Here is a 19,679-nt window from a genome sequence, read left to right on the forward strand (position 1 = left end):
GCGTCAATTGCCGTTCGTTGCGATTTGCATTTCGCCGGAGCGGTACACGGCCAGCAGCCGGCCGGTCCGGTCGGTCGCAAACAGCGCCGAGCGTTCCTTCTCCAGCACAAACGAATAGATTTGCTTCGTATCCGGGTCCTGGACTTCGATTTCGCGATCCCAGGCGGTTTCCGAAACGAAAATATAAAGATAGCCTTTCTCGAAGCTCAGCTTCCGGCCATAAACGCCCGGCTCCTCTCCGCCCTTGCGCCACAGCAGCGTCTGCCGCACGCCGGACGCCTCGGCCGCATAGCGGTAAAGCGCGGCAACCGGTTCGATCCGGTCGTTCAATTCGACGGGCAGCGGACACCAGATGAGCTTCCCGCGTCCGAGGGCGACTTCGACAAGCGCGTCCCCTTCCCGTTCCGGCGCGCCGTTGCCGCCGTCTACGTTGCGCGTTTCCTTCACCAGCTCGGCGATCCGCCGCCGGCCGAACGAAACCGGCAGCGCTTGGCCGCCCAGCAGGAGCTTTTCCTCGCGGCGGATATTGCCGGCTTTCCGGACGCCAAGCAGGCCGTCCAGCCGCGCGGTATTCCGCCAGTAGGCGTCCAGACCGAGCGGCCCGGTCGCAAGCAGCGTCGCTCCGGTTTCGCTCGCGATGTCCAGCAGCCTCTCGATCGCGCCGTCGTCCATGTTGTGCGGACTCGGCAGCACGATCAGCCTGGCCGGATATTTGCGCAAATCTTCCGGATGGTACTCCGACGCGCCCCGGAACGGCAATTTCAGCTCGTAAGCCAGCGCCCGCGCCGCACAGGTCGTCGCATCGAACGCCAGCTTGCGGTTCGAGAAGTCGTTGGAGTACGGAAACACGACCGCGATGTCTTCCAGCTCGCGCCCGCTGAACAGGTCGCGGATTTCACCCATAAACCGTCCGAAATCATAGGAGACGTCCGCTTCCGGCTTTTCCGTGCCGTCGGCCCGGAGCGCGCCGATGTGCGATTCGTTGGCGTTGTCCATATAAAAGTTCGTATTCCAGATCCAATGGATCGCACCCGCCCCGCCGGCGGCGAAAGCGTACGCGTATTTGCGTTCCAGCAGGCATTTCAGCTCCGCTTCGGAGCGCTTCGCCCGCCCGTCCGGCGTCTCGACGTACATGATGCCCGTCTCCTGAACCAGATTCGGCTTGTCCGCCGTCTTGGCGAAAATGCCGTCCCACAGCAGGTAATCGTTCAGCCACCACGAATGAACCGTCGTATAGTCGACCGCCTGCCCGTAGAAAAACGGCGACGGCCGCTGCGCGCCGAGCGCCTCGTCCTGACCGACGGTGACCAGATGCTCCGGGCACAGCTCCTTGATCGTATCCCTCAGCTCCTTGGCCCAGGCGTTGTGCATGTCCATCGAAAACAGGCAGTAGTCGAGCCAGCGCGTGCCTTTTTTGCCCGAATGAATGTCCTGAACGCTGAAATTGATCTCTTCCGGCTCCGGCGGCAAAGCTGCCGCGAAATCGGGAAGCTGTTCCGGCGTCATGTTCCATCTTTCCTGCAGCGCCTCGATCGATCGGTGCCGCCGCTTAAGCCAGTCCGAGAACGCCTTCCGCTCGAACGGATCGCGCGCCGAACGCGGGCCGTCCGAGAAGATGCGGGCCGGGTCGAACATCGACGGCTCGTTGATCAGATCCCAATCGACGTGCGTCGTCTTCCGATGGCGGGACACGATCGAGCGGACAAACCGCTTCTGCGCCTCCAGGCTGCGCGGGTCGAGATACGGATTGATCCCTTCCCACGTTTCCGGCGTAAAGGAGAAAAAGGTGAACGTGACGTGCAAATCGTGCCGCGCCGCGGTCAGCAGAAACGCGTCGACGGCGCGCAGCGCTTCTTCGGAGGCATGCCCGTCGGCAAACATGACATGCCGGTACGCCGTCCAGATGCCCGTCCGAATCCAGTTGATGCCGGCCTTTTTCATTTGGGCCATGTCGCGATCCCAGACGTCCGCATTGGGAAGCTGCAAAAACTTGCGGGCAACATCGCTCGCCATGTAGGTCATCCCGACGACCGGCAGCGGCCGCCCGTCTTGAATAAAATAGTCGCGCCCTCGGCCGATCGGCTTGCCCTTCGCCAGCAGCGCTTCGTCATGCCCCCAGAATGCCTGGCGCAGCGTGCGGCTTTCCCCGTTCGGCGCCGTCGCCCGGCACACGACGCGGTACAGCCCGCTTTCGACCGCAAACGGCAGCGGCAGGCGGACAGCATTCAGCTCTCCCGACACTTCGGCTTCCAGCCGCTCCGTCCATTCGGGACTGCCGCTTCCCTCGCGTTCAACCGTCAGTTCGAAGCGCCATGTTTCCTTGGCCGAAGCCGGCAAACGCCTGCTTAGCCGCTGCGTCTGCAGCGTCAGCGTCGCCCGCTCTCCCGGCATGTAAGCGGCGTAGTTCGGCTTCAGCCATAGCTCCGTCACGCCGCTGGCGACAAAATCGGTCCAGCGCTTCAGCGCCCGGACGCTTTCCGGCTTCGGCTCGAGCGGTTGGCCGACGAACAGCCACCGCCCGCCGGCGAACGGGCCGCCGACGTGTTCCCACAGCACGACCGGAGCCGATACGGCCCTTCCTTCCGAGGATATGCCCTTAAGCAGCGCGTATATTCGGGTATCCATCGGACCGGCCGAGCCCATCTGATGCGGATGGTCGCTGCTCTTCGTCACATGCGGCACAAGATTCCACGTGTCCCGGACCGGCAGCAGCCCCTCGTCGCCGGCCAGCAGCGGAAGTTCCGCAAGCGCTTCGTACCGCGCCGCCCGGCTGCCGTCGACCCGGAGCGCTTCATGAATATGAAGCTGCTGATGATAGCCGGTCTGCTCCGCTTCGACGGCCCACCGGCCGTTCTCCCGTCTTGCCGGCCGCTTGAACGGCGCGCCGCCGACGCTGATAAGCCCGCCGCCGCGGCGGACGAACGCCAGGATCGCGGTCCAGGCGGGTTTCGGAAAATACGGCGCGTGCAGGTTGACGAACACGCCGCCGTCCAGCCCGTCAAGCGCCTGCGCCAATTCGTCCGCCCGCACGACCGAGCCGATTTCGGACAGGGCGGACGCCTGCGCATCCGGCAACGTGCCCTCGTGCGGGAACGCAGGATCACACAAAAGGACGACTGGCCGGCTCACAGCAGCCCCTCCTTCATGCAGCGGTACACGAGTTGGGAGAACAGGCTGTTGGACCAGGCGAACCACGAACGCGTGAACACGGTCGGGTCGTCGGCATGAAAGCCTTCGTGCATGAAGCCGGTATCCGCGTCGGTCGCTTCCAGCATCGCGATCATGGCCAGTTTTTCTTCCGGCGAAGTCGCGGTCAACCCTTGCATGGACAGCGCCATATGCCAAATGTAATTCGGCGGCGTATGCGGGCTGCCGATGCCTTTGGCCGCCTTGCCCTCGTAATAAAACGGATTTTCCTTGCTCAGCGCGAACCTGCGCGTATTCTGGTAAATCGGATCGTCGGCGGAGACATAGCCGAGATACGGGATGGACAAAAGCCCCGGCGTTCCCGCATCGTCCATCAGGCAGTAGTTGCCGTATCCGTCCGTCTCGTACGCGTAGATCGGACCGAACTTCGGATGGCGGTAAATGCCGTACAGTTTGATCCCGTGGTCGATTTCCTGCTCCAGCTCCTTCAACTCGCGCAGAAACTCCAGATCGCGGAACACCCACTCCGCGAATTCCTGCATGTAGCGCAGCGCGACGACCGCAAACATATTGCCGGGAATGTTGAAGTGGAAGTCGCAGGCGTCGTCGCTGGAACGGAAGCCCGACCACACCATGCCCGTGTAATTGACCGGCATGCCGAGCCCGTTGTTGCGCAGCGTATCGGTCGGGATGCCGTTGTTGCGCGCAAAGCGGTAAGGCGACCGTTCGGCATGCCGCTGCTCGGTTTTGAACAGATCGTAGATGATGCGCATGGCGGCTTTGAAGCCGGCGTCGAAAATATCCGTCCGTTCGGTTTCCTTCCAATATAAATAGGCAAGCCGCATGGAGAAGCAGAGCGAGTCGATTTCGAACTTGCGCTCCCACACCCACGGCGACATGTCGGTTTCGTCGGTCGTGTTCCAGTGCCAATCGTTGGCCGATTCGTTAAAGGCGTTGGCGTAAGGATCGATATGAATATAGGCGATGTGGCGCTTGATCAGGCCGCCGATGATCCGCTGCAGGTCCGGATCGTTTTTGGCCAGCGGCACGTAATGCACGACCTGCTCCGCCGAGTCGCGCAGCCAGCAGGCCGGAATGTCCCCGGTAATGACAAAGGTCGTGCCGTCGTCCAGCAGCTTCGTCGTCGTCTCCAGCGTGTTCGGGAAGCAGTTTTTGAACAGCTTCAGCAGCTTAGGGCGATGCGCCAGCTTTTCCTCCGCTTCGGCCAGCACGTCTTTGACCGCTTGCGGCAGTTCGAGCTTGGGCATCGGGATTTTGGGGAGTCGGAATTGTTCCATTTCGCTTGAGGCTCCTTCGTCTCTCTTTTGGGTTTTGTCATTCCTTGACCGAACCGACGGTCAGCCCTTGGACAAAATAGCGCTGGAAAAACGGATACGCGAAGATGATCGGCACGGTTGCCAGCACGACCATCGCCATGCGCGCCGTGTCCTGCGGCATGTTTTGCAACACTTCCAGACTGATCGAGCTGTTGGCCGAGTTCTGCTGGATGAACGCCATGCTCGATTCGATCCGCATCAGCATCGACTGCAGCGGAACTTTGTCCGGATCGTCGATGTAGAGCAGCGCGTTAAACCAGTCGTTCCAGTAGCCGAGCGTGCTGAACAGGCCGATCGTCGCCAGTCCCGGCAGCGACAGCGGAAGGACGAGCCGGTAAAAGATTTTGAACTCGCCGGCGCCGTCGATTTTGCCGGATTCGATAATCGCGTCGGGAACGCTCGTCATGTAGAACGTACGCAAAATCATGACGTAAAACGCGTTCATCGCCAGCGGCCAGATCAGCGCCCACAGGCTGTCTTTCAATCCCAACACCTGCGTCACGATAATATAGGTCGGAATCATCCCGCCGTTAAACAGCATCGTAAAGATGGCGAACAGAGAGAAAAACCGGCGGTAGGCGAAGCTTTTGCGCGATACGGCGTAAGCGTAAAGGGAAATCATCACAAGGCTGAGCAGCGTGCCGGCAACCGTCACCAGAATGGTGACGCCGTACGATTTGAGCAGCATATCCCCGGTTTGGAACACGTAACGGTAAGCCTCGAGGCTCCATTTGGCGGGAAAGATGCGGTAGCCGTTCGTCGCCAGCGTCTTTTCGTCGGTAAACGAAATGATGACGACAAAGAGGAAAGGAAAAACGCACAGCACCGCGAAAAAGAGAGCGACGGCATGGAAAATGAAGTTCCATCCCGGAGACAGGTGATGGAAATCCCGTTTTTTCTTCGTTTTGGAAAACACGAGCAACTCACTCCCTTCGGACTCGGATCAGAACAGCGCGCTGTCTTTGTCGATTTTCCGCACGATGAAGTTGGACACCAGGACGAGGATGAAGCCGACGACCGATTGGTACAATCCCGCCGCCGTGCTCATGCCGATTTCGCCGGTCGTTTTCAATCCGCGGTATACGTAGGTGTCGATGACGTTGGTGACGGAGTACAGCGTCCCGGAATCGCGGGGCACGTTGTAGAACAGCCCGAAGTCCGCATAAAAGATTCTGCCGACGGCCAGCAGCGTCATGATGATGATGATCGGCTTCAACAGCGGAAGCGTAATGTTGCGGATTTGCTGCCATTTGTTCGCGCCGTCGATCATCGCGGCTTCGTAAAGCGATTTGTCGATCCCCATGATGGAGGCCAAATAGACGACGCTACTATAGCCGGCCGACTTCCAAAGGCTGACGAAAATCAAAATGAACGGCCAGTATTTCGGTTCGTTGTACCATTGGATGGAATCGATGCCGAAGGATTCGAGCGTATGGTTGAGCAGCCCCCGGTCCATGCTGAGAAAGCTGAACGCGAAGTAGCCGACGATGACCCAGGACAGGAAATAAGGCAAAAACATGCCGGTCTGATACAATTTGGCCATCCGCTTGTTGACGATTTCGGACAGAATGATGGCCAAAGCCACGGAAAAGACGAGTCCCAGAAAAATAAAGGCGATATTGTACAACAGCGTATTTCGCGTGATCGTATATGCCGCGTCCGTGTTGAACAGATATTTGAAGTTGTCCCAGCCGACGTTTTTGCTGTGGGTGAGACTGTACCAGAAGCCTTGCCGGCTGAAACGGTATTCTTTGAAGGCGGCGATCGTGCCGATCAGCGGCATGTAGGAAAAAAACAAAAACCAGACGGCGCCGGGCAAAACCATAAGCAGCATCGCCCGGTTGCGAATCAGATTGCGGAAAAATGAACCGGCCATCGCGAAAGCGTCCCTCCTATTGTCGAAAATGAGAAAGGACCGGGCGACGATTCACCCGCCCGATCCTTCTGCCTCGATGCTGATTCGGATTACTTCTTGTTCTCGGCTACCCAAGCGTCAAGCTGGGCTTGCGCTTCCGCGATGACTTTGTCGAGGCCGGCCGCTTTGAATTTCTCGATGGCGATCGGCAAATATTCATCGGGATCCACCGTACCCGTCATGAGCGAAGACCAGTATTGCTCTTTCACGTTCTGAATGGCCGCCATCTCGGCAGCCACTTTCGTGCTGTCGAAGTTGAAGCCGAGAATCGGGGAAGGAACGCCCTTTGCGTTAAACGCTTTAAATTGCTCCCATTTGTCGTCCGGATCGTTCTCGTTCAAGTAAAGAATCATGTTGTTGCCGAGCGAATACGAAGGCATGTCGTAGTTTTTGGCGGCTTCCAGGTTGCGTATCCGGTTTTCGCCGATTTTCTCGTAATGGACGCCTTCGATGCCCGAGTCGACCATGTTGCGAAGCACCGGGTCGGTATTCAGCAGGTTCAGGAACTCCATCGCCTTCTCGGGATGCTCGGAGTTGGCGGAGATGGCCATGATCGAGCCTTGAACGGACGCGTTCGTGATGATCGGGTCGCTCGCGGGCGTCGAAACCACCGGATACCCGTAGGCTGCGGCCCAAAGGTTTTCGGCCAGCGGCTGCGTTTGCGCGCGGTCGACCAGCCAGTTGCCGGACTTCGTCAGATCGTTCGTCGAACCGACGGTTGCGGCTTCCGGCGAAATATAGCCGGCTTTGTAGTACTTATGCATCGTTTGGAGCGCTTTCTTCATCTCGTCGGTTTCGAGAATGTTGACGACTTTGTAATCGGTCGTGTCGAGCTTGACCGCCATCGGCATGTTCGTGATCAGGAAGTCGTAAGGCACGGTCGGGACATGGTTTTTGTCCAGGCCGAACGGCGTGACGTTCGGTTCTTTTTCCTTGATCGTCTTCAGCAGCGGCTCCAGGCTCTCAAGCGAGCGGACGTTCGAGATGTCCAGGTTGTACTTGTCCAGCAGATTTTTGTTGAACCGCCATACGTCCTGCTGCGGCAGCTCCTTGTTGGCCGGGATGCCGTAGTTGTGGCCGTCGACCTTGGAACCGCTCAGGAAAGCCGGATCGATCGTATCGATGATGCCTTTGCCGTATTTTTGCAGCAGATCGTCGATTTGCAGAAACGCGCCTTTGCGGGCGTTCTGGACGTAATCGAATCCGCCGGCGGAGGTAAAGATGATATCCATCGGTTCGCCGGAAGCGACAAGCACCTGCATTTTTTGCTGGTAGTCGCCCCAGTCGATCATTTTCATTTTGACGGTCGCGTTGATTTTTTCCTTCGTGTACTCGCTTACTTTTTCCATGACGGTATCCACGTCTTTTTGCGGCGTGCCGATCGTGTACCAGATCAATTCGACCGGCTTCTCGGAGCCGCCTCCGGAATCCGCCGCGTTGCCGTTCCCGTTGCCGCCGCCGCATCCGCCAAGCACGAGCGAAAACGACAGGAGCGCCGCGGACAGCAGCCCAAAGCTTTTCGTTGACTTGCCCATCTGCTTGTTCCCCCTCAGGTGAAATAAAGTGTTTGCAATTTAACTGTAATTCATGAAAGCAGTTTCAAATAGAAGACAAACTTAAGATATCATGTCGAAACTAAAGAAAAAGACTGCTTGCGTCGCAGTCTGCCGGCAATCTTTTTTCTTATAACAAAGCTTTGAACTCGGTCGGGGAAACGCCCACGTATTTTTTGAACTGCTTGTAGAAGTAGCCCGTCTCCCAATAGCCCACCAAACGCGCGATTTCATGCACTTTATGGTGCGTGGTCCGAAGCAGCTCCTTCGCTTTTTCGATCCGGTATTTGTTAATGTATTCCGTGAACGATTCGTTCGTTTCTTTGATAAAAAGCTGGCCCAGATAGACCGGATGAATATGAAACTGGGCGCCCAGCATTTTCAGAGACAGCTCGTCGGCGTACCGTTCGTGAATGACGTTCAGCACCTGAAGGACGACGGGACTGCGCGTATCGCGGACGAGAGATTCGACGCAGCGCGCCGCCACCCCGCGAACCGCTTCCGCCAAGGCGTTGAAATCGGCCGCATTCCGCACGCCTTCGAAGCCGGCCGCAAACAGTTCCGGCTCCTCCGTCCGCTTGATCTCCTTCAGCTCCATCTTGAATCGGACAATCAGCTCAAGCGCAATCTCCTGCAGATAGGAAGGCGTAACCCCTTCCATCCGGCGCAGCCGCTCGAAATCGCCGGCGATCAACGCCGCCAGCTTGCCGCTGTCTTTGGCCACCAGCAGCTTGGCGTACGCCTGCCAGTCGATCGGAAACTCCGACAGGCTCGCCTGGCTGAACGCGCGGGGATCGCCGTAATCGATCCATTCCCATTCCGGATAGATCAGGAAGTATTCCTGCGCTTTTTTCGCTTCCCGATAGCTGGCCGAAGCTTGCGGGCTTTCATGTATCCTCCCGGAAGAGAGCCGGAACGGCCGCTCCCCGGGATCGGCGTTTCTCAACGCGGAGAGCGTTTGCAGCACCGCCGTTTTGTCCGCCTGCCGATCGTCAAATCCGGCGAGAACGACGATATCGCCGTCCATATCGCGAAAGACAAGGCAGCTCCGCTCGCCGCCCAGCGCCGCCGCCACGGCGGCGAACAACCGGTCCGACCGCTCCGCGCTTTCCGGATCGCCGCGGACGACGATGGCCGCCGTATACGGAGCGGCCGGTTCGATGCCCAGCATCGCGGCCCGCTCGTGAAATTCCTCTTCCGCCATGCTTCCGGTCAGCCAGCGGTAGAGCGTGTTGTCCTTCATGAGCTGAATGCCGTAGTCGCTCAGCAGCGTTTCCGCTTTCTGGCTGTTCAGCTTCATGACCGTGTTGCTGAGCGTTTCCTTGAGTTCCGTGACGTTGATCGGTTTGAGCAAATAATTTTCGATGCCGAGCTTCATGCCTTCGCGGAGATAATCGAATTCGCTGTAGGCGCTGAGCACGATGACCTTCAGATTCGGCTGGCGCTCCCTGGCCGCGGCGATCAGCTCCAGTCCGTTCATGACCGGCATTGAAATATCGGTAATCAAAATATCGGCCGGCGTATGCGCCAGCGCCTCCAGGGCGAGCCGCCCGTTCTCCGCATGGCCGACGATCTCAAGCCCCAGCGAAGCCCAGTCGATCATATCGAACAGGCCTTCGATAATGAACGGCTCGTCGTCCGCAATGAACACTTTAAGCATTTTCCCTCGCCTCCCCGACGGATGCCGGAAGCCGGATCGTGACGGTCGTCCCCGCTCCCGGCTCGCTTTCAATGTCCAGGCCGTACGGTTCGCCGTACACCAGGTTGAGCCTTGCGTGCACGCTGCGCAGCCCGAATCCTTCGCTCTCCTCCGCGCTTTTGAGCAGCGCCTTGAGCTCCGCCAGCCTGGTAGCTTCGATTCCTTTGCCGTTGTCCTCGATGACCGCCCGAATGTCGCCGCCGTCCGCCATGACCCGCACGGACAAGCGGTTGTCGGTCCGCGCCGGATCCATGCCGTGCACGATGTAATTTTCCACGATCGGCTGCAGCGACAGCCGCATGACCGCGGCGGGCATTCGATCTCGTAGGCGAATTTGTTTTTGTAACGGATGCGAAACATCTCCAAATACAGCCGGCATGCCTCCAGCTCGTGATGCAGCGTGTACTCCCGGTTTTGCTTGACCAAATTCTTGAACAGCATGGACAGGCTGTAAATCATCTCCGCCGCATCGTTGTCGCCTTGCGAAAACGCGCGCATGCGGATCACCTCGAGCGTATTGTAGAGAAAATGCGGGTTGACCCTCGCCTGCAGCGCCGCCAGTTCCGCATGCTTCTGCTTGATTTCGGCCCTGTATACCCGGTCGATGTACTGGTTCAGCTCGTCCAGCATCGCGTTGAAGCTTCTGGAGATTTGGCCGAGCTCGTCTTCATGCGTATCGTCGATGCGGGCTTTCAGATCGCCGTTTTTAATTCGCCGCGTGAACCGGATGATTTCGTTTGTCCGCCTCGCGAAGCTCATAATAAACAGCGACGGAATCAGCGTGGCGACGGCGATGCAGATCAGGCAGATCAGGACGATCGTATTGCGGGTTCCCTTATAGGAAGCCGCGATTTCTTCGCGGGTCGCTTCCCCGATGACCGCGTAGCCCCCTTCGCCGGAGGAAAGCCTGTTCGTGTAAACGCCGTTGGCAAGCTGCCTTCCGTCCAGCGCCGCCGGCTCGCCGTCCGCGATTTCCAGCTTTTGCCCGTAGCGCGTTCCGGCAGAGTCGTAGAAGACGTTGCCGTTCGCATCCCGGACGACGATGGTCCCCTTCAAATCCGTCTTGTATCCGGCCAGCGCGTTCGAGATCCGCTCGGAGTCGAAATAGACGAGGAGCTGGCCGATATTTTTGAGCGTCTGCTTGTCGTTGACCGGCACCCGAACCGTATAAACGCGGGGATCGGATTGGCCGATCGCCTTGCTCACCCAAACGTTCGGAGCCGTCACGTTCCTCGTCTCCATCGCCATAACGTCGGGAATGTAGGAACGGGCCGCGTTCGTGGGTACGAGCTTAAACCTTTTGTTGGCGTCAAAGGCGTACAAGACCTGCTTCTCCGAGCTGTACAGCACGATGTTGCGTATGTCGGCATCGGAATCCAAGCGATGGAAAAAGTATTCCGTCACGCTCGCAAACTCGCCGCCGTTGCCGGCGGAATAGTGATCCAACTGATATTTGACGTACGAATCGTAAGAATGGAGAAGAAAATAGCTGAGGTTGGCCGAGAGCGTATCGCTTCGGTACACGTCGTTCATCATCGCCCGGACGGACTCGTATTTGCCGCTGATGTACCGGTTGACGCTTTCCATCGCCCGGGCCTGGTTGTCCAACTCCCTTCGAACGGCCGACTGGGCTGCGGTGCGGTACATCAGGTACGAGAAGGTGATGATGGTCGCGATCGTAATGAGCGAGAACAGAAGAATCAGTTTGAGAAACAGATTGTTTTTGAAATATTTGCGGTAAATCGACCCGATTGCCATACTGCAAGCTCCTTGGGTTAGTCGGTCTATTATTATATCACTATATCACGACTTGTCCCTTGTGCGCCTTCGGATCGAAGCGGATGCCGGAAAGGCAGTCAAAAAAACCGGCGGGCTTAAGCCGCAGTCCCGCGCAGGCATGCGCGGCCGTGGCCGCAGCCGGCCGGTTTGACCGAAGGATTTTCTACATGAAGCCTGGGAGCCCAGGTTCTCAAACCCGGGACGAACCCGCGATCGAGCGTTTGATCCGGCTCGCGAGCGCGGCAAGCCGTCCGCCGCCGTACTTGGTGATTCGGATATTCGGCGCGGGGCGCGCGCCGAAGCTTTGGCAGTGCCGGTCCTCCGGGTCGGGGGTTTTCGTGCGGAAGTCGAAATACCGGACGTTCCGGCAGGCGAAGCGGATCGCTTCCCGAAGCAGCAGCGCCTTCGCTCCGCTTGTCCGCAGCAGCGGAGCTTCGCCGCTCATCAGCAGATAAGCCGTATCGCAGTCCCAGACGATGTACAAGACGGCGTGAACTCTCCCCCGCGCATCCTCCGCGAACCACATGCGGCGGCAGCCGCGTCGTTCGCAAATCTCGTCCAGGGCAAGCGCCTGCGCCAGCGTTGAAGGCGCCGCCTCGTTTGCGCCGATTCGTTGGGCTGCGAGACTATACAACCGCTCCATATCCGGCGCGTCGGAGACCCGGAGCGCCGCCTCCGCCCGGCCGGCGTCCCGCACGACGCTCTCCCGGAAGCCGCTCTCCACCGTTCGAAAGTCCGGCGACAGCGGCAATACATGCGTGTAGAATACGTCCGCCTTAAAGTCTTGTTGGGAAAAAGGAGCAACGTACGAATGCTTCCAATGCATCCACGCCGAGAACAGATCGAACGGCGGCAGCTTGCGGATGAGCTCCGCCACCAGCTCTTTCTCCCGGTCCAGCTTTTCCGCGACGCCGCTCGTTTCGCGCGCGCGCACCCACGCGCCCAGCGTCAGCGAGCCTTGCGGCGGCATGCCGAGACGGCGCATGTCCGCCCGCTTCTCGACGACATACGGCAGCGCGGCTTCGATCCGCCCATCCCGCTCCGCAACGACGACGTCCCAATTTTCCTCGCCCGCCGACCAGTCCAACCACCAGTCCTGCGAAGAAAGCGGAATATCCGCATTCGTCCGGCACAACTCCCGGTATTTGGCCTTTGCATTCACCCGTTTCCCCTTCTTTCGTCGGTTTGAGCCTAACGGACGTCTTGCTGCCGGCTTGCTGCAAACTTCCCTCTTGGTTACGGACGGTTGCGGAGCAAACGGATTTTCGGATGCCTGAGCAAGCCTTCGTCGGTCCATTCCCGCCCGGTCACTTCGGCCCGGAACGGCTTCCGCAGCCAGGCGACGTCCGTTCCCTTCAAGCTTTGCGGAAGCTTGGGAAAAGGCGGCGGATAGGCGGAGCCCTGCTCCAGCCCTGCCAGCCATTCCTTCGCTTTCCCGTCGAGCCCGGACGATACCCTTCCGGCATACTGCCCGTTCACGCTCATGACCAGGCTGGAGATTCGGCCTTCCTTGCGCAGGATGCCGACGATATCCGCTTCCACGACGACTGCGGTTTTCACCTTGAACCAATCGCGATGATTTTTTCCGCTGCGGTACGGCGCGGAGAGCCTTTTGCTGACGACGCCCTCCCAGCCGTTCGCCTGCACCCATTGCCACAATCGCGTCCCGTCTTCAAACAGTTCGGTCGTAAACAGAGGGGACCGCCAATCCGCCGCTAGCCGTTCGAGTCGCCGGTGCCGCTCGATAAACGGCCTGCCGCGCCAATCTTCTCCTCCGATTTCCAGCACGTCGAATACGATGTATTGAACCGGCAGCTTGCCGGAACTGTCCCTGCGGTTGGCCATCTTGCCGGCCCGCTGCTGCATCAGTTGAAAGCTCGGGCGGCCGGTGCGCGGGTCCATGACGACCGCTTCGCCGTCCAGCAGGCAGGATTCGCCGATCCCGGCGAGCGCCCCGGCAATCTCGGGATAGACCTCGTCCATCCGCGCCATATGTCTGGAGAACAACCCGACTTGTCCGTTTTGGACGTTTGCGAGCAGCCGGTAGCCGTCCCACTTCAACTGGTGGCCCCATTCCCCGCCCGCCGGCACCCGCTCCGCCAAGATCGGCGACATCGGCTCGAACGAACGAAGCCGGATCATGGTCTTGGCGACCGGGCTCCCTTCGCGCCCCGCATCGCTGCACCGCCTTTCATGCGCTTTCGTTTTCCTTCCCGCACTGCATGGAACCTAACCGGCGTCCTAGCCGGCGTCTATGTATATCCTATTGTCTATTTATTGACGAAATGCAGCGGAAACATAAGTTTGGCCTTTGCCCCCGCATACTCAATCTCGTGCGACCATAACTCCGGGCCGTTCGCTATGACGGCGATTCTGTCGATTGAAAGAAAAGAACGGGCGCTAGACAGCATAAGAAAACAATGCCAAATCTTTTCTGTTCCCGCTTTTTGCCCTATGATATAGTTTCTATGGCTTGAAGTCCGAACGATGCGCGTTCGGCTTGCGCCAATGAAGTCTGATACCTGCGGGGAGAAATGCGGCAATGAAAAAGAAATGGCTCACTGTATGCGCTGCCCTTCTGTTGACAGTAAGCGCCAGTGCGTCAAACGTGTCGGCAGCGGAATCGGCAAAAAAAGTATGGACGCAGTTGGACGAACCTTCTTTTAGCAGCACGGGACATGCCGTTGCGCCTACGGCAGACGGCGGCTGGGTTTACACCGGCGACAAAGACCGTCAGTTGGTCATTCATAAGCTCCGCAAAAACGGAACCGAAGAGTGGGAATATACGTATTCGCCCGGCCTTTACGCCAAAAAGATCATTCAAACCGCCGACGGCGGTTACTTGGCGGTAGGACAGACGCCTTATCTGACCGATGCGGAAGGCGTTCAGGCCTTTGCCGTTAAGGTGGACGCCGAAGGTCAAGTGGATTGGCAATATCTTTACGGAGGAAAAGATTTCGACCAGTTCCTATCCGTCGTCCAGGCGGAGGACGGCTATTGGCTGGCCGGCAGTTTAACGAACGCAAAAGGCAAAGCCGTCTTGATCAAGCTGGATTTAAACGGCGGTTTGATGAAGGAGCTTGACGTATCCGCTTATTATAAAAGTATCGCGTCCATGATGGCGACCGCCGATAAAGGGCTCCTGCTGGCCGGTATAGATTACACGAAAGGCTTTGGCAGGTGGGGCTGGAACACCCTGGTCGTCAAGCTGGATGCGAACGGCAAAAAACAATGGAGCAGATCCATTGAAGGCGAAGTTCTGGCCATGGGCGGCGAACGCGGCAAAGATATCTTCATTTCCACCCGCACCTGGGACTCGGTTCTCGGTTTATACCGTATGAGCGATAAGGGTACGGTCGTATGGAAAAAAATCGTTCGCCCTGCCGTGAAGCACTATACGAAAATCAACGGCTACGACCTGATCCCCACCTCGGACGGAGGCGTGATCGTAGTCGGCGATACGGGGCCTCTCAACACGCAGAACGCTTATCTCATCAAGTTCGACAAGAATGGGAAAAAAATGTGGGATCAAAGCTACTTCTCGGCAAACTCCTGGATTCTCGGCATTGCCAAGCAAGGCGAGAACCGATACGCGATTACCGGCCACTGGTACAAACGCGGCATGAACACGATGCCGAAAGCGTATCTCATGGAGCTGCAAATTTCGAAGTGAACCTGCTAGATCAGCAACCGATTACGGCCGCCTTTCAAGGGCGGCTTTAATACTAAGCTCAACCTTCTCGTAATGCCGTTCTCCCCGACTGTATCCGTTCAAATCCGGTTTGATCAGCTTCCGCTCCGCATCGGTGATCGGCCCGCTGATGGATCCCAGCCGTTCCAATTGAAGAGGAAGATTCACGGTGCCGCCCCGTGCCGATTCTCCTCCTGTTAACACCGTCTTTAGACCGGAACCGGGATGATTCTCCACAAACTGATAATAGAAAAAATCGGAATTTGCGATTTCGCTTTCTTCGCCGAGATAAGTCAGACCGGCCGATCCTCTCCAGATGGTTTTGCCGGTCTTGACGATCGTATAGTTATGTACGTTCCAGTGCTCGCTTTGTCCGTTCAAGGTAAAAACGTCAAGCTTCTCCCCATGTTCTATGCGCGGTCCTTGGAACAGCCGGAAAATCGCGATAACATTTGCAACCGCCAAAAACGCACAGCGCGTAATGCCGTAGCCCCATCGCTTCCCGATGAAAAAAACGGCTGGACGAACATAGAAGAAACTTGAGCCCCGTTGGGAAGTAGATTGGAAGGAGTTCAAACCGAGGTCATTGTCGCGCTTTTTGTTTCTGCTGTCCCTTCTGCGGCACAGCGTTCGGTCAGAGGGACCGGCCCCGCCTCGGAAACGCCGAGCCGATCAGCCCGGCCGATCCCGTTCTCCGTCTCCGTATACGAAGCGTTCCAGCCTAGAGATGATTTCGTCGGACAGCGGCTGCGAGTTATCGAAATAGAGAATCGATCCCGGCGGCAGGTTCCATTTGACCTCCCGCTTCGCAAGGGAGGATTTGAAGCTGTCCCAGTTATCCAGTTTCCATTGGTCGAGTTTGGACTGCCTCTGCTGAATTCGGCGTTTGTAAAGCTGTTCGTCCGGCAAATGGACGAAGACGACCTTCACATCGACGTTCTGCGGCGAAGCGCCGATGCGGCCAAGCTCCCGCTCCAGCCAGCTTGGATCCTCGATTTCTTTCGTAAACGGTCCGATCACCACCGCGTCCGTTCCGACATCCAGATTGTCCAGCGCCGCGTTCATCGTCAGCCGATAGCCCAAATCCCGGCACAAAGCCTTGTATTCCGGGGAATCCCGGTCGTCCGGGTCCAGTCCCGCCTGGATCATTAACGCCTCCGCTGCGGGCCGGGACAGCGAATCCATATCCAGCAGCGCGGCCCGGCGCTTCCCCGCCAGCGCTCTCGCAAGCGTCGTTTTGCCGGCTCCGGCTCCCCCCACGAAAAAGATTAGTTTGCGCATCCTAACCTCCAAACGAAGTCGATCAACGGTTTATCCTCGGGCGAAGACACTGCAATTGTAACACATATCCTTGCGAATCGCCGGACATATTCGGTACAGAACGGCCGCAGCCAAGCCGCTTACGCCTTCGAGGCCGCGCTGGAGGCTGCATTCGAAACCGCGTTCGAGGCTGCATTCGAAACCGCGTTCGAGGACACATTCAAGGTCGCATTCGAACTGTATCGAACCCGCTTTCGAAGACACATTCAAGGTCGCATTCGAGGTTGCTTAAAGGCCGCCTTCGAAGCTGCGCGATTCAGCAAAGGCACGACGTTTGGAACCAACGGACCGTCATTCCGCTTTTTCGTCAAAAAACGGCTAAAAACCAGACGACCCGGACACGAGAGCCGTTATTCCCCCCATACAAGCGTCATTTTGGACGATCAGACGGAAATAACGGATCCTGAGTCCTCGAAAAAGCAATTTTGGCTTAAAAAAGGAATATAACGGATTCCCTGTCCATTTGACCATTCGCCGCAGCCGACGAAACGCAGCAGACGAAGCGCGACCGAAGCTTCGCGTTTATAACTGCCTACCGATCGAAATCCGGCCGCCGTCTTCCAGCACTTCGAGGAAAATGGGACGCTCGTGCGGCGTCTTGTTCGGCGTATGAATCGTCAGCATCAGCTTGCCCTGGAACGTGCGGAACACCATGCCGTGCCCGCCGTCGTTCTGATACAGCGCCTTCTCCTCGTGTTTCCACGGGCCGGTGATCCGGCCGGATTCGGACTTTGCGATGCCCAGCGCATACGTATTGTCGATAAACCCCGCCCACAGCATGTGCAGATCGCCGGACGAAGCGCGGAACACATACGGCCCGTCGGTTACGTAATTGACTTGGTCCGGATAACGCGGCGACAGATAGGGCGTCGTCCAAGGCGCCTCGGATGCGCGGAACAGCAGGACCGGTTCCGAAACGGCCCGCTTCAAATCGGCGCTAAGGCGGATGGCGCACACTTCCCCGTCCCCGACCTGCTGCCATTCGTGGCAAAAGACCATCCACGGCTGCCCTTCTTCGTCGACAAACAAGCTGCCGTCGAGCGAGCTCCAGCTTTCCGGGGTGACCGGTCCGTCGCTGTACGGCTCGAACGGCCCGAGCAGGCGGTCCGCGGCAAGGACCGCCGTACCGAGAAGGCCGTTGTCCTTTCTTCTGAACGTGGCGAACATATAATATCGGCCCTGATAGAAGTAGACTTCGGGCGCCCAGAAGTTCGTGTCCGAGAAGAAATCCTCTTTCGGGCGAAACACGGGGAAAGGGCCGTGCCAGCGCTGCAGGTCGTCGCTCACGTAGGCGTCGAACCCCGTCCCTTTGCCCCAAATATTGGAATCGGTGCTGCCAAACAAATAATACTTGCCTTCCTCCGCCACGGGGAAGACGAACGGGTCCCGAATTTGCACATCTTTACTGAAGAGCATGCCAAGCTCCCTCCTGTTCCCTTCTTTTGCTTTCCGGCATCGTGAGCTCTCCGCCGGTTTGCGGCTCCTCTCGATTTCTCCCGCATCCTCACGCTTCTCTACCGGTACGTCGGATACACGATGCCGATATCCAGCGTCCGGTCGAACGCTCCGCCGGCATAGGCCAGCCGCTCGTTGCCCTTCACGGCAAACGGAATGTCCCGGCCGCGATAATGAATCTTCCCTTCGACCGTCCGAACGCTCATGCCGACAATGCCGGCCAGCTCCCCGCGGCGGTCGGTGACGATGCGGATTCCGCTCGGAAACCGCATCCAGCGCTCTCCGTCTCGGTAAATTTCGCAGCCCTCCCGCGTATTGATCAGCTCGTAGGTTACGCCTTCCACCGTCCGGCCGTACGCCGTCTCGCCGGCGACCTCCTCCCCGTGGTCCATCGGATACGGCACAAGTCCGGTGAACCATAGCTCGCCGTCCGGCCGGGGCTGAATGCCGCACAGCCGCTCCACATAGTCCAGCAGGCAGAGAATCGAAGGCGAGTAGGCCTCGGTAAACCCTTCGTCGCCCGTCCACGGGCTGAGCGTCTGCGCGAACCGGGTCGCCTTGGCAAACGCGGAGAGGATCGGCTGCATGACCCACGTCAGCTCCACATGGCGGCCGTGATGCTCGAACGCATGCGGAGCGCGGATCAGGCTGAGAAAATTGGAAGGTCCGGCCCAACTGTTGTAGCTCGAAGACGGATCGAACCGGGGATCGTCCATGGCGATCGACGTAAACGGATATTTGGCGAAAAACTTGCTTGTGTTCAGCAAATACCGGCGCAGCATCTCATCGAAAAAGCCGCGTTCGCCCACCTCGCACGCCATGACCCGAAGCAGCACGTCGGATTGAACCCGGACGAACGCATCGTTGCGGTCCCGGTCGTAAAAGAAGAAGTCCTTCTCGTCGAAGCAGTAGCGGAACAGGCTGTCCAAGCTGCGCCGGGCCTTCTCCCGCCACTCGTCCCCCGGCAGGCCGAGCTCTTCCGCCATGCGCGCCAAATACAGCCGCTGGCAATACACGTTCGCCGTCAAATCCGGCGCCAGAAACGGCAATACCGGCGAATCCGGATCGAACTTCGCCGCATCGCTTAAATGCGGCGTATCCGGCACATGCCAGAAACGGGGCGACAAATCGTGGCCGGTGTCGTACGTGCCGAACGCTTCGACGCAGCCGGTGCCGCGCGTATCGCGGAAAGCGGCCAGCCAGCCGTCGTAGCGGGCCATCGCGTCGTACATTGTCTTCAGAAACGTTTTGTCCCGCCCGTTAAGGCGGTAATGGTTCCAGACGCTCCGGGCGAGCGGCGATACGAGCTGGATTTGCCGGTAAGCCGGACCTTGCTCCGTCACCTTGTACGGCAGCAGCCCGTCCTCCCGCTGATGGACGGCGAACGAACGGTAAGTCGCCTCCGATACGGACGGAACAAACCGGGACAGCAGCTCCGCATTGATCGTTCCGGTGCTCTCCAGCCAGCAGCCGAGATAAATCCCGCCTTCTTGCAGGATCGGTTCGCCGCTGCCGGTCGGCACGATGCAGTCCAGCAGCTTGCGAAGCGCCGCGTAATACACCTGCTCCAGCTTTCCCGCCGAAGCCGCGAACCGCACGCCGGACCGCCGCCATTCCGCCATCACCTGCGAATCCGACGCTTTTTTCAGCTCCCCGACCTTTTCGTCGACCGATAGTTCTCTAAGTCGCTTTAACAAAACATCGTTCATTTCCGCAGCCTCGCTTTTGAAGATGAAATAAGGCCCCTTGCCCCTTCAGGCGAAGGTTTCGCCCGCTGCCGACC

General features: G+C 58.4%; 14 protein-coding genes and 1 pseudogene. 1 reads left to right on the forward strand and 14 read right to left on the reverse strand.

Annotated elements, in window-relative coordinates; translation table 11 throughout:
- Nucleotides 1-3: 3 nt before the first annotated feature.
- The 10 genes and pseudogenes from F560_RS0102130 to F560_RS0102170 form a co-directional block, all read right to left on the reverse strand.
- Nucleotides 4-3,129, reverse strand: coding sequence for an alpha-amylase family protein (locus F560_RS0102130; protein WP_019004056.1), 3,126 nt, complete (start codon nt 3,127-3,129; stop codon nt 4-6).
- Complete coding sequence (locus F560_RS0102135) at nt 3,126-4,445, reverse strand: glycoside hydrolase family 125 protein (protein WP_019004057.1); 1,320 nt, start codon at nt 4,443-4,445, stop codon at nt 3,126-3,128. The genes F560_RS0102130 and F560_RS0102135 overlap by 4 nt, the downstream gene beginning before the upstream one ends.
- A 37-nt stretch (nt 4,446-4,482) precedes the next feature.
- Nucleotides 4,483-5,400 carry a carbohydrate ABC transporter permease gene (locus tag F560_RS0102140; RefSeq protein ID WP_019004058.1) on the reverse strand — a complete coding sequence of 306 codons (918 nt, stop codon included), beginning with the start codon at nt 5,398-5,400 and terminating at the stop codon, nt 4,483-4,485.
- Between the two features lie 27 nt (nt 5,401-5,427).
- Nucleotides 5,428-6,360 (reverse strand): ABC transporter permease, encoded by a 933-nt coding sequence (locus tag F560_RS0102145; protein ID WP_019004059.1) that lies wholly within the window; start codon nt 6,358-6,360, stop codon nt 5,428-5,430.
- Between the two features lie 89 nt (nt 6,361-6,449).
- Nucleotides 6,450-7,934 (reverse strand): ABC transporter substrate-binding protein, encoded by a 1,485-nt coding sequence (locus F560_RS0102150; protein ID WP_019004060.1) that lies wholly within the window; start codon nt 7,932-7,934, stop codon nt 6,450-6,452.
- A gap of 148 nt (nt 7,935-8,082) precedes the next feature.
- Complete coding sequence (locus F560_RS0102155) at nt 8,083-9,612, reverse strand: response regulator transcription factor (protein WP_026298048.1); 1,530 nt, start codon at nt 9,610-9,612, stop codon at nt 8,083-8,085.
- Nucleotides 9,605-10,030 (reverse strand): sensor histidine kinase, encoded by a 426-nt coding sequence (locus tag F560_RS26485; RefSeq protein ID WP_342662926.1) that lies wholly within the window; start codon nt 10,028-10,030, stop codon nt 9,605-9,607. The genes F560_RS0102155 and F560_RS26485 overlap by 8 nt, the downstream gene beginning before the upstream one ends.
- 11 nt (nt 10,031-10,041) lie before the next feature.
- Nucleotides 10,042-11,409: pseudogene (locus F560_RS24115) on the reverse strand (cache domain-containing sensor histidine kinase); the annotation flags it as partial.
- A gap of 211 nt (nt 11,410-11,620) precedes the next feature.
- Entirely contained in the window at nt 11,621-12,592 is a 972-nt protein-coding gene (locus tag F560_RS22260; protein ID WP_019004061.1) for a GNAT family N-acetyltransferase, read from the reverse strand.
- A gap of 74 nt (nt 12,593-12,666) precedes the next feature.
- Entirely contained in the window at nt 12,667-13,572 is a 906-nt protein-coding gene (locus F560_RS0102170; protein ID WP_019004062.1) for an ATP-dependent DNA ligase, read from the reverse strand.
- A 400-nt stretch (nt 13,573-13,972) separates the two neighbouring features.
- Here F560_RS0102170 and F560_RS0102175 point away from each other — a divergent pair, with 400 nt between their 5' ends.
- Nucleotides 13,973-15,103: a hypothetical protein gene (locus tag F560_RS0102175; protein ID WP_019004063.1), complete on the forward strand. Its 1,131-nt coding sequence runs from the start codon at nt 13,973-13,975 to the stop codon at nt 15,101-15,103.
- Between the two features lie 21 nt (nt 15,104-15,124).
- Here the strand turns inward: F560_RS0102175 and F560_RS0102180 are convergent, their stop codons facing one another.
- The 4 genes from F560_RS0102180 to F560_RS0102195 form a co-directional block, all read right to left on the reverse strand.
- On the reverse strand, nt 15,125-15,502 hold the full coding sequence (locus F560_RS0102180) for a hypothetical protein (protein WP_156828860.1): 378 nt from the start codon (nt 15,500-15,502) through the stop codon (nt 15,125-15,127).
- Nucleotides 15,503-15,793: 291 nt separating this feature from the next.
- On the reverse strand, nt 15,794-16,402 hold the full coding sequence (locus F560_RS0102185) for a P-loop nucleotide/nucleoside kinase family protein (RefSeq protein WP_019004065.1): 609 nt from the start codon (nt 16,400-16,402) through the stop codon (nt 15,794-15,796).
- A gap of 561 nt (nt 16,403-16,963) precedes the next feature.
- Nucleotides 16,964-17,857 (reverse strand): glycoside hydrolase family 43 protein, encoded by an 894-nt coding sequence (locus F560_RS0102190; RefSeq protein ID WP_019004066.1) that lies wholly within the window; start codon nt 17,855-17,857, stop codon nt 16,964-16,966.
- Nucleotides 17,858-17,955: 98 nt separating this feature from the next.
- Nucleotides 17,956-19,605 (reverse strand): MGH1-like glycoside hydrolase domain-containing protein, encoded by a 1,650-nt coding sequence (locus F560_RS0102195; RefSeq protein WP_019004067.1) that lies wholly within the window; start codon nt 19,603-19,605, stop codon nt 17,956-17,958.
- Nucleotides 19,606-19,679: the final 74 nt, after the last annotated feature.

Source organism: Cohnella laeviribosi DSM 21336, from assembly GCF_000378425.1.
Taxonomy (GTDB): Bacteria; Bacillota; Bacilli; order Paenibacillales; family Paenibacillaceae; genus Cohnella; species Cohnella laeviribosi.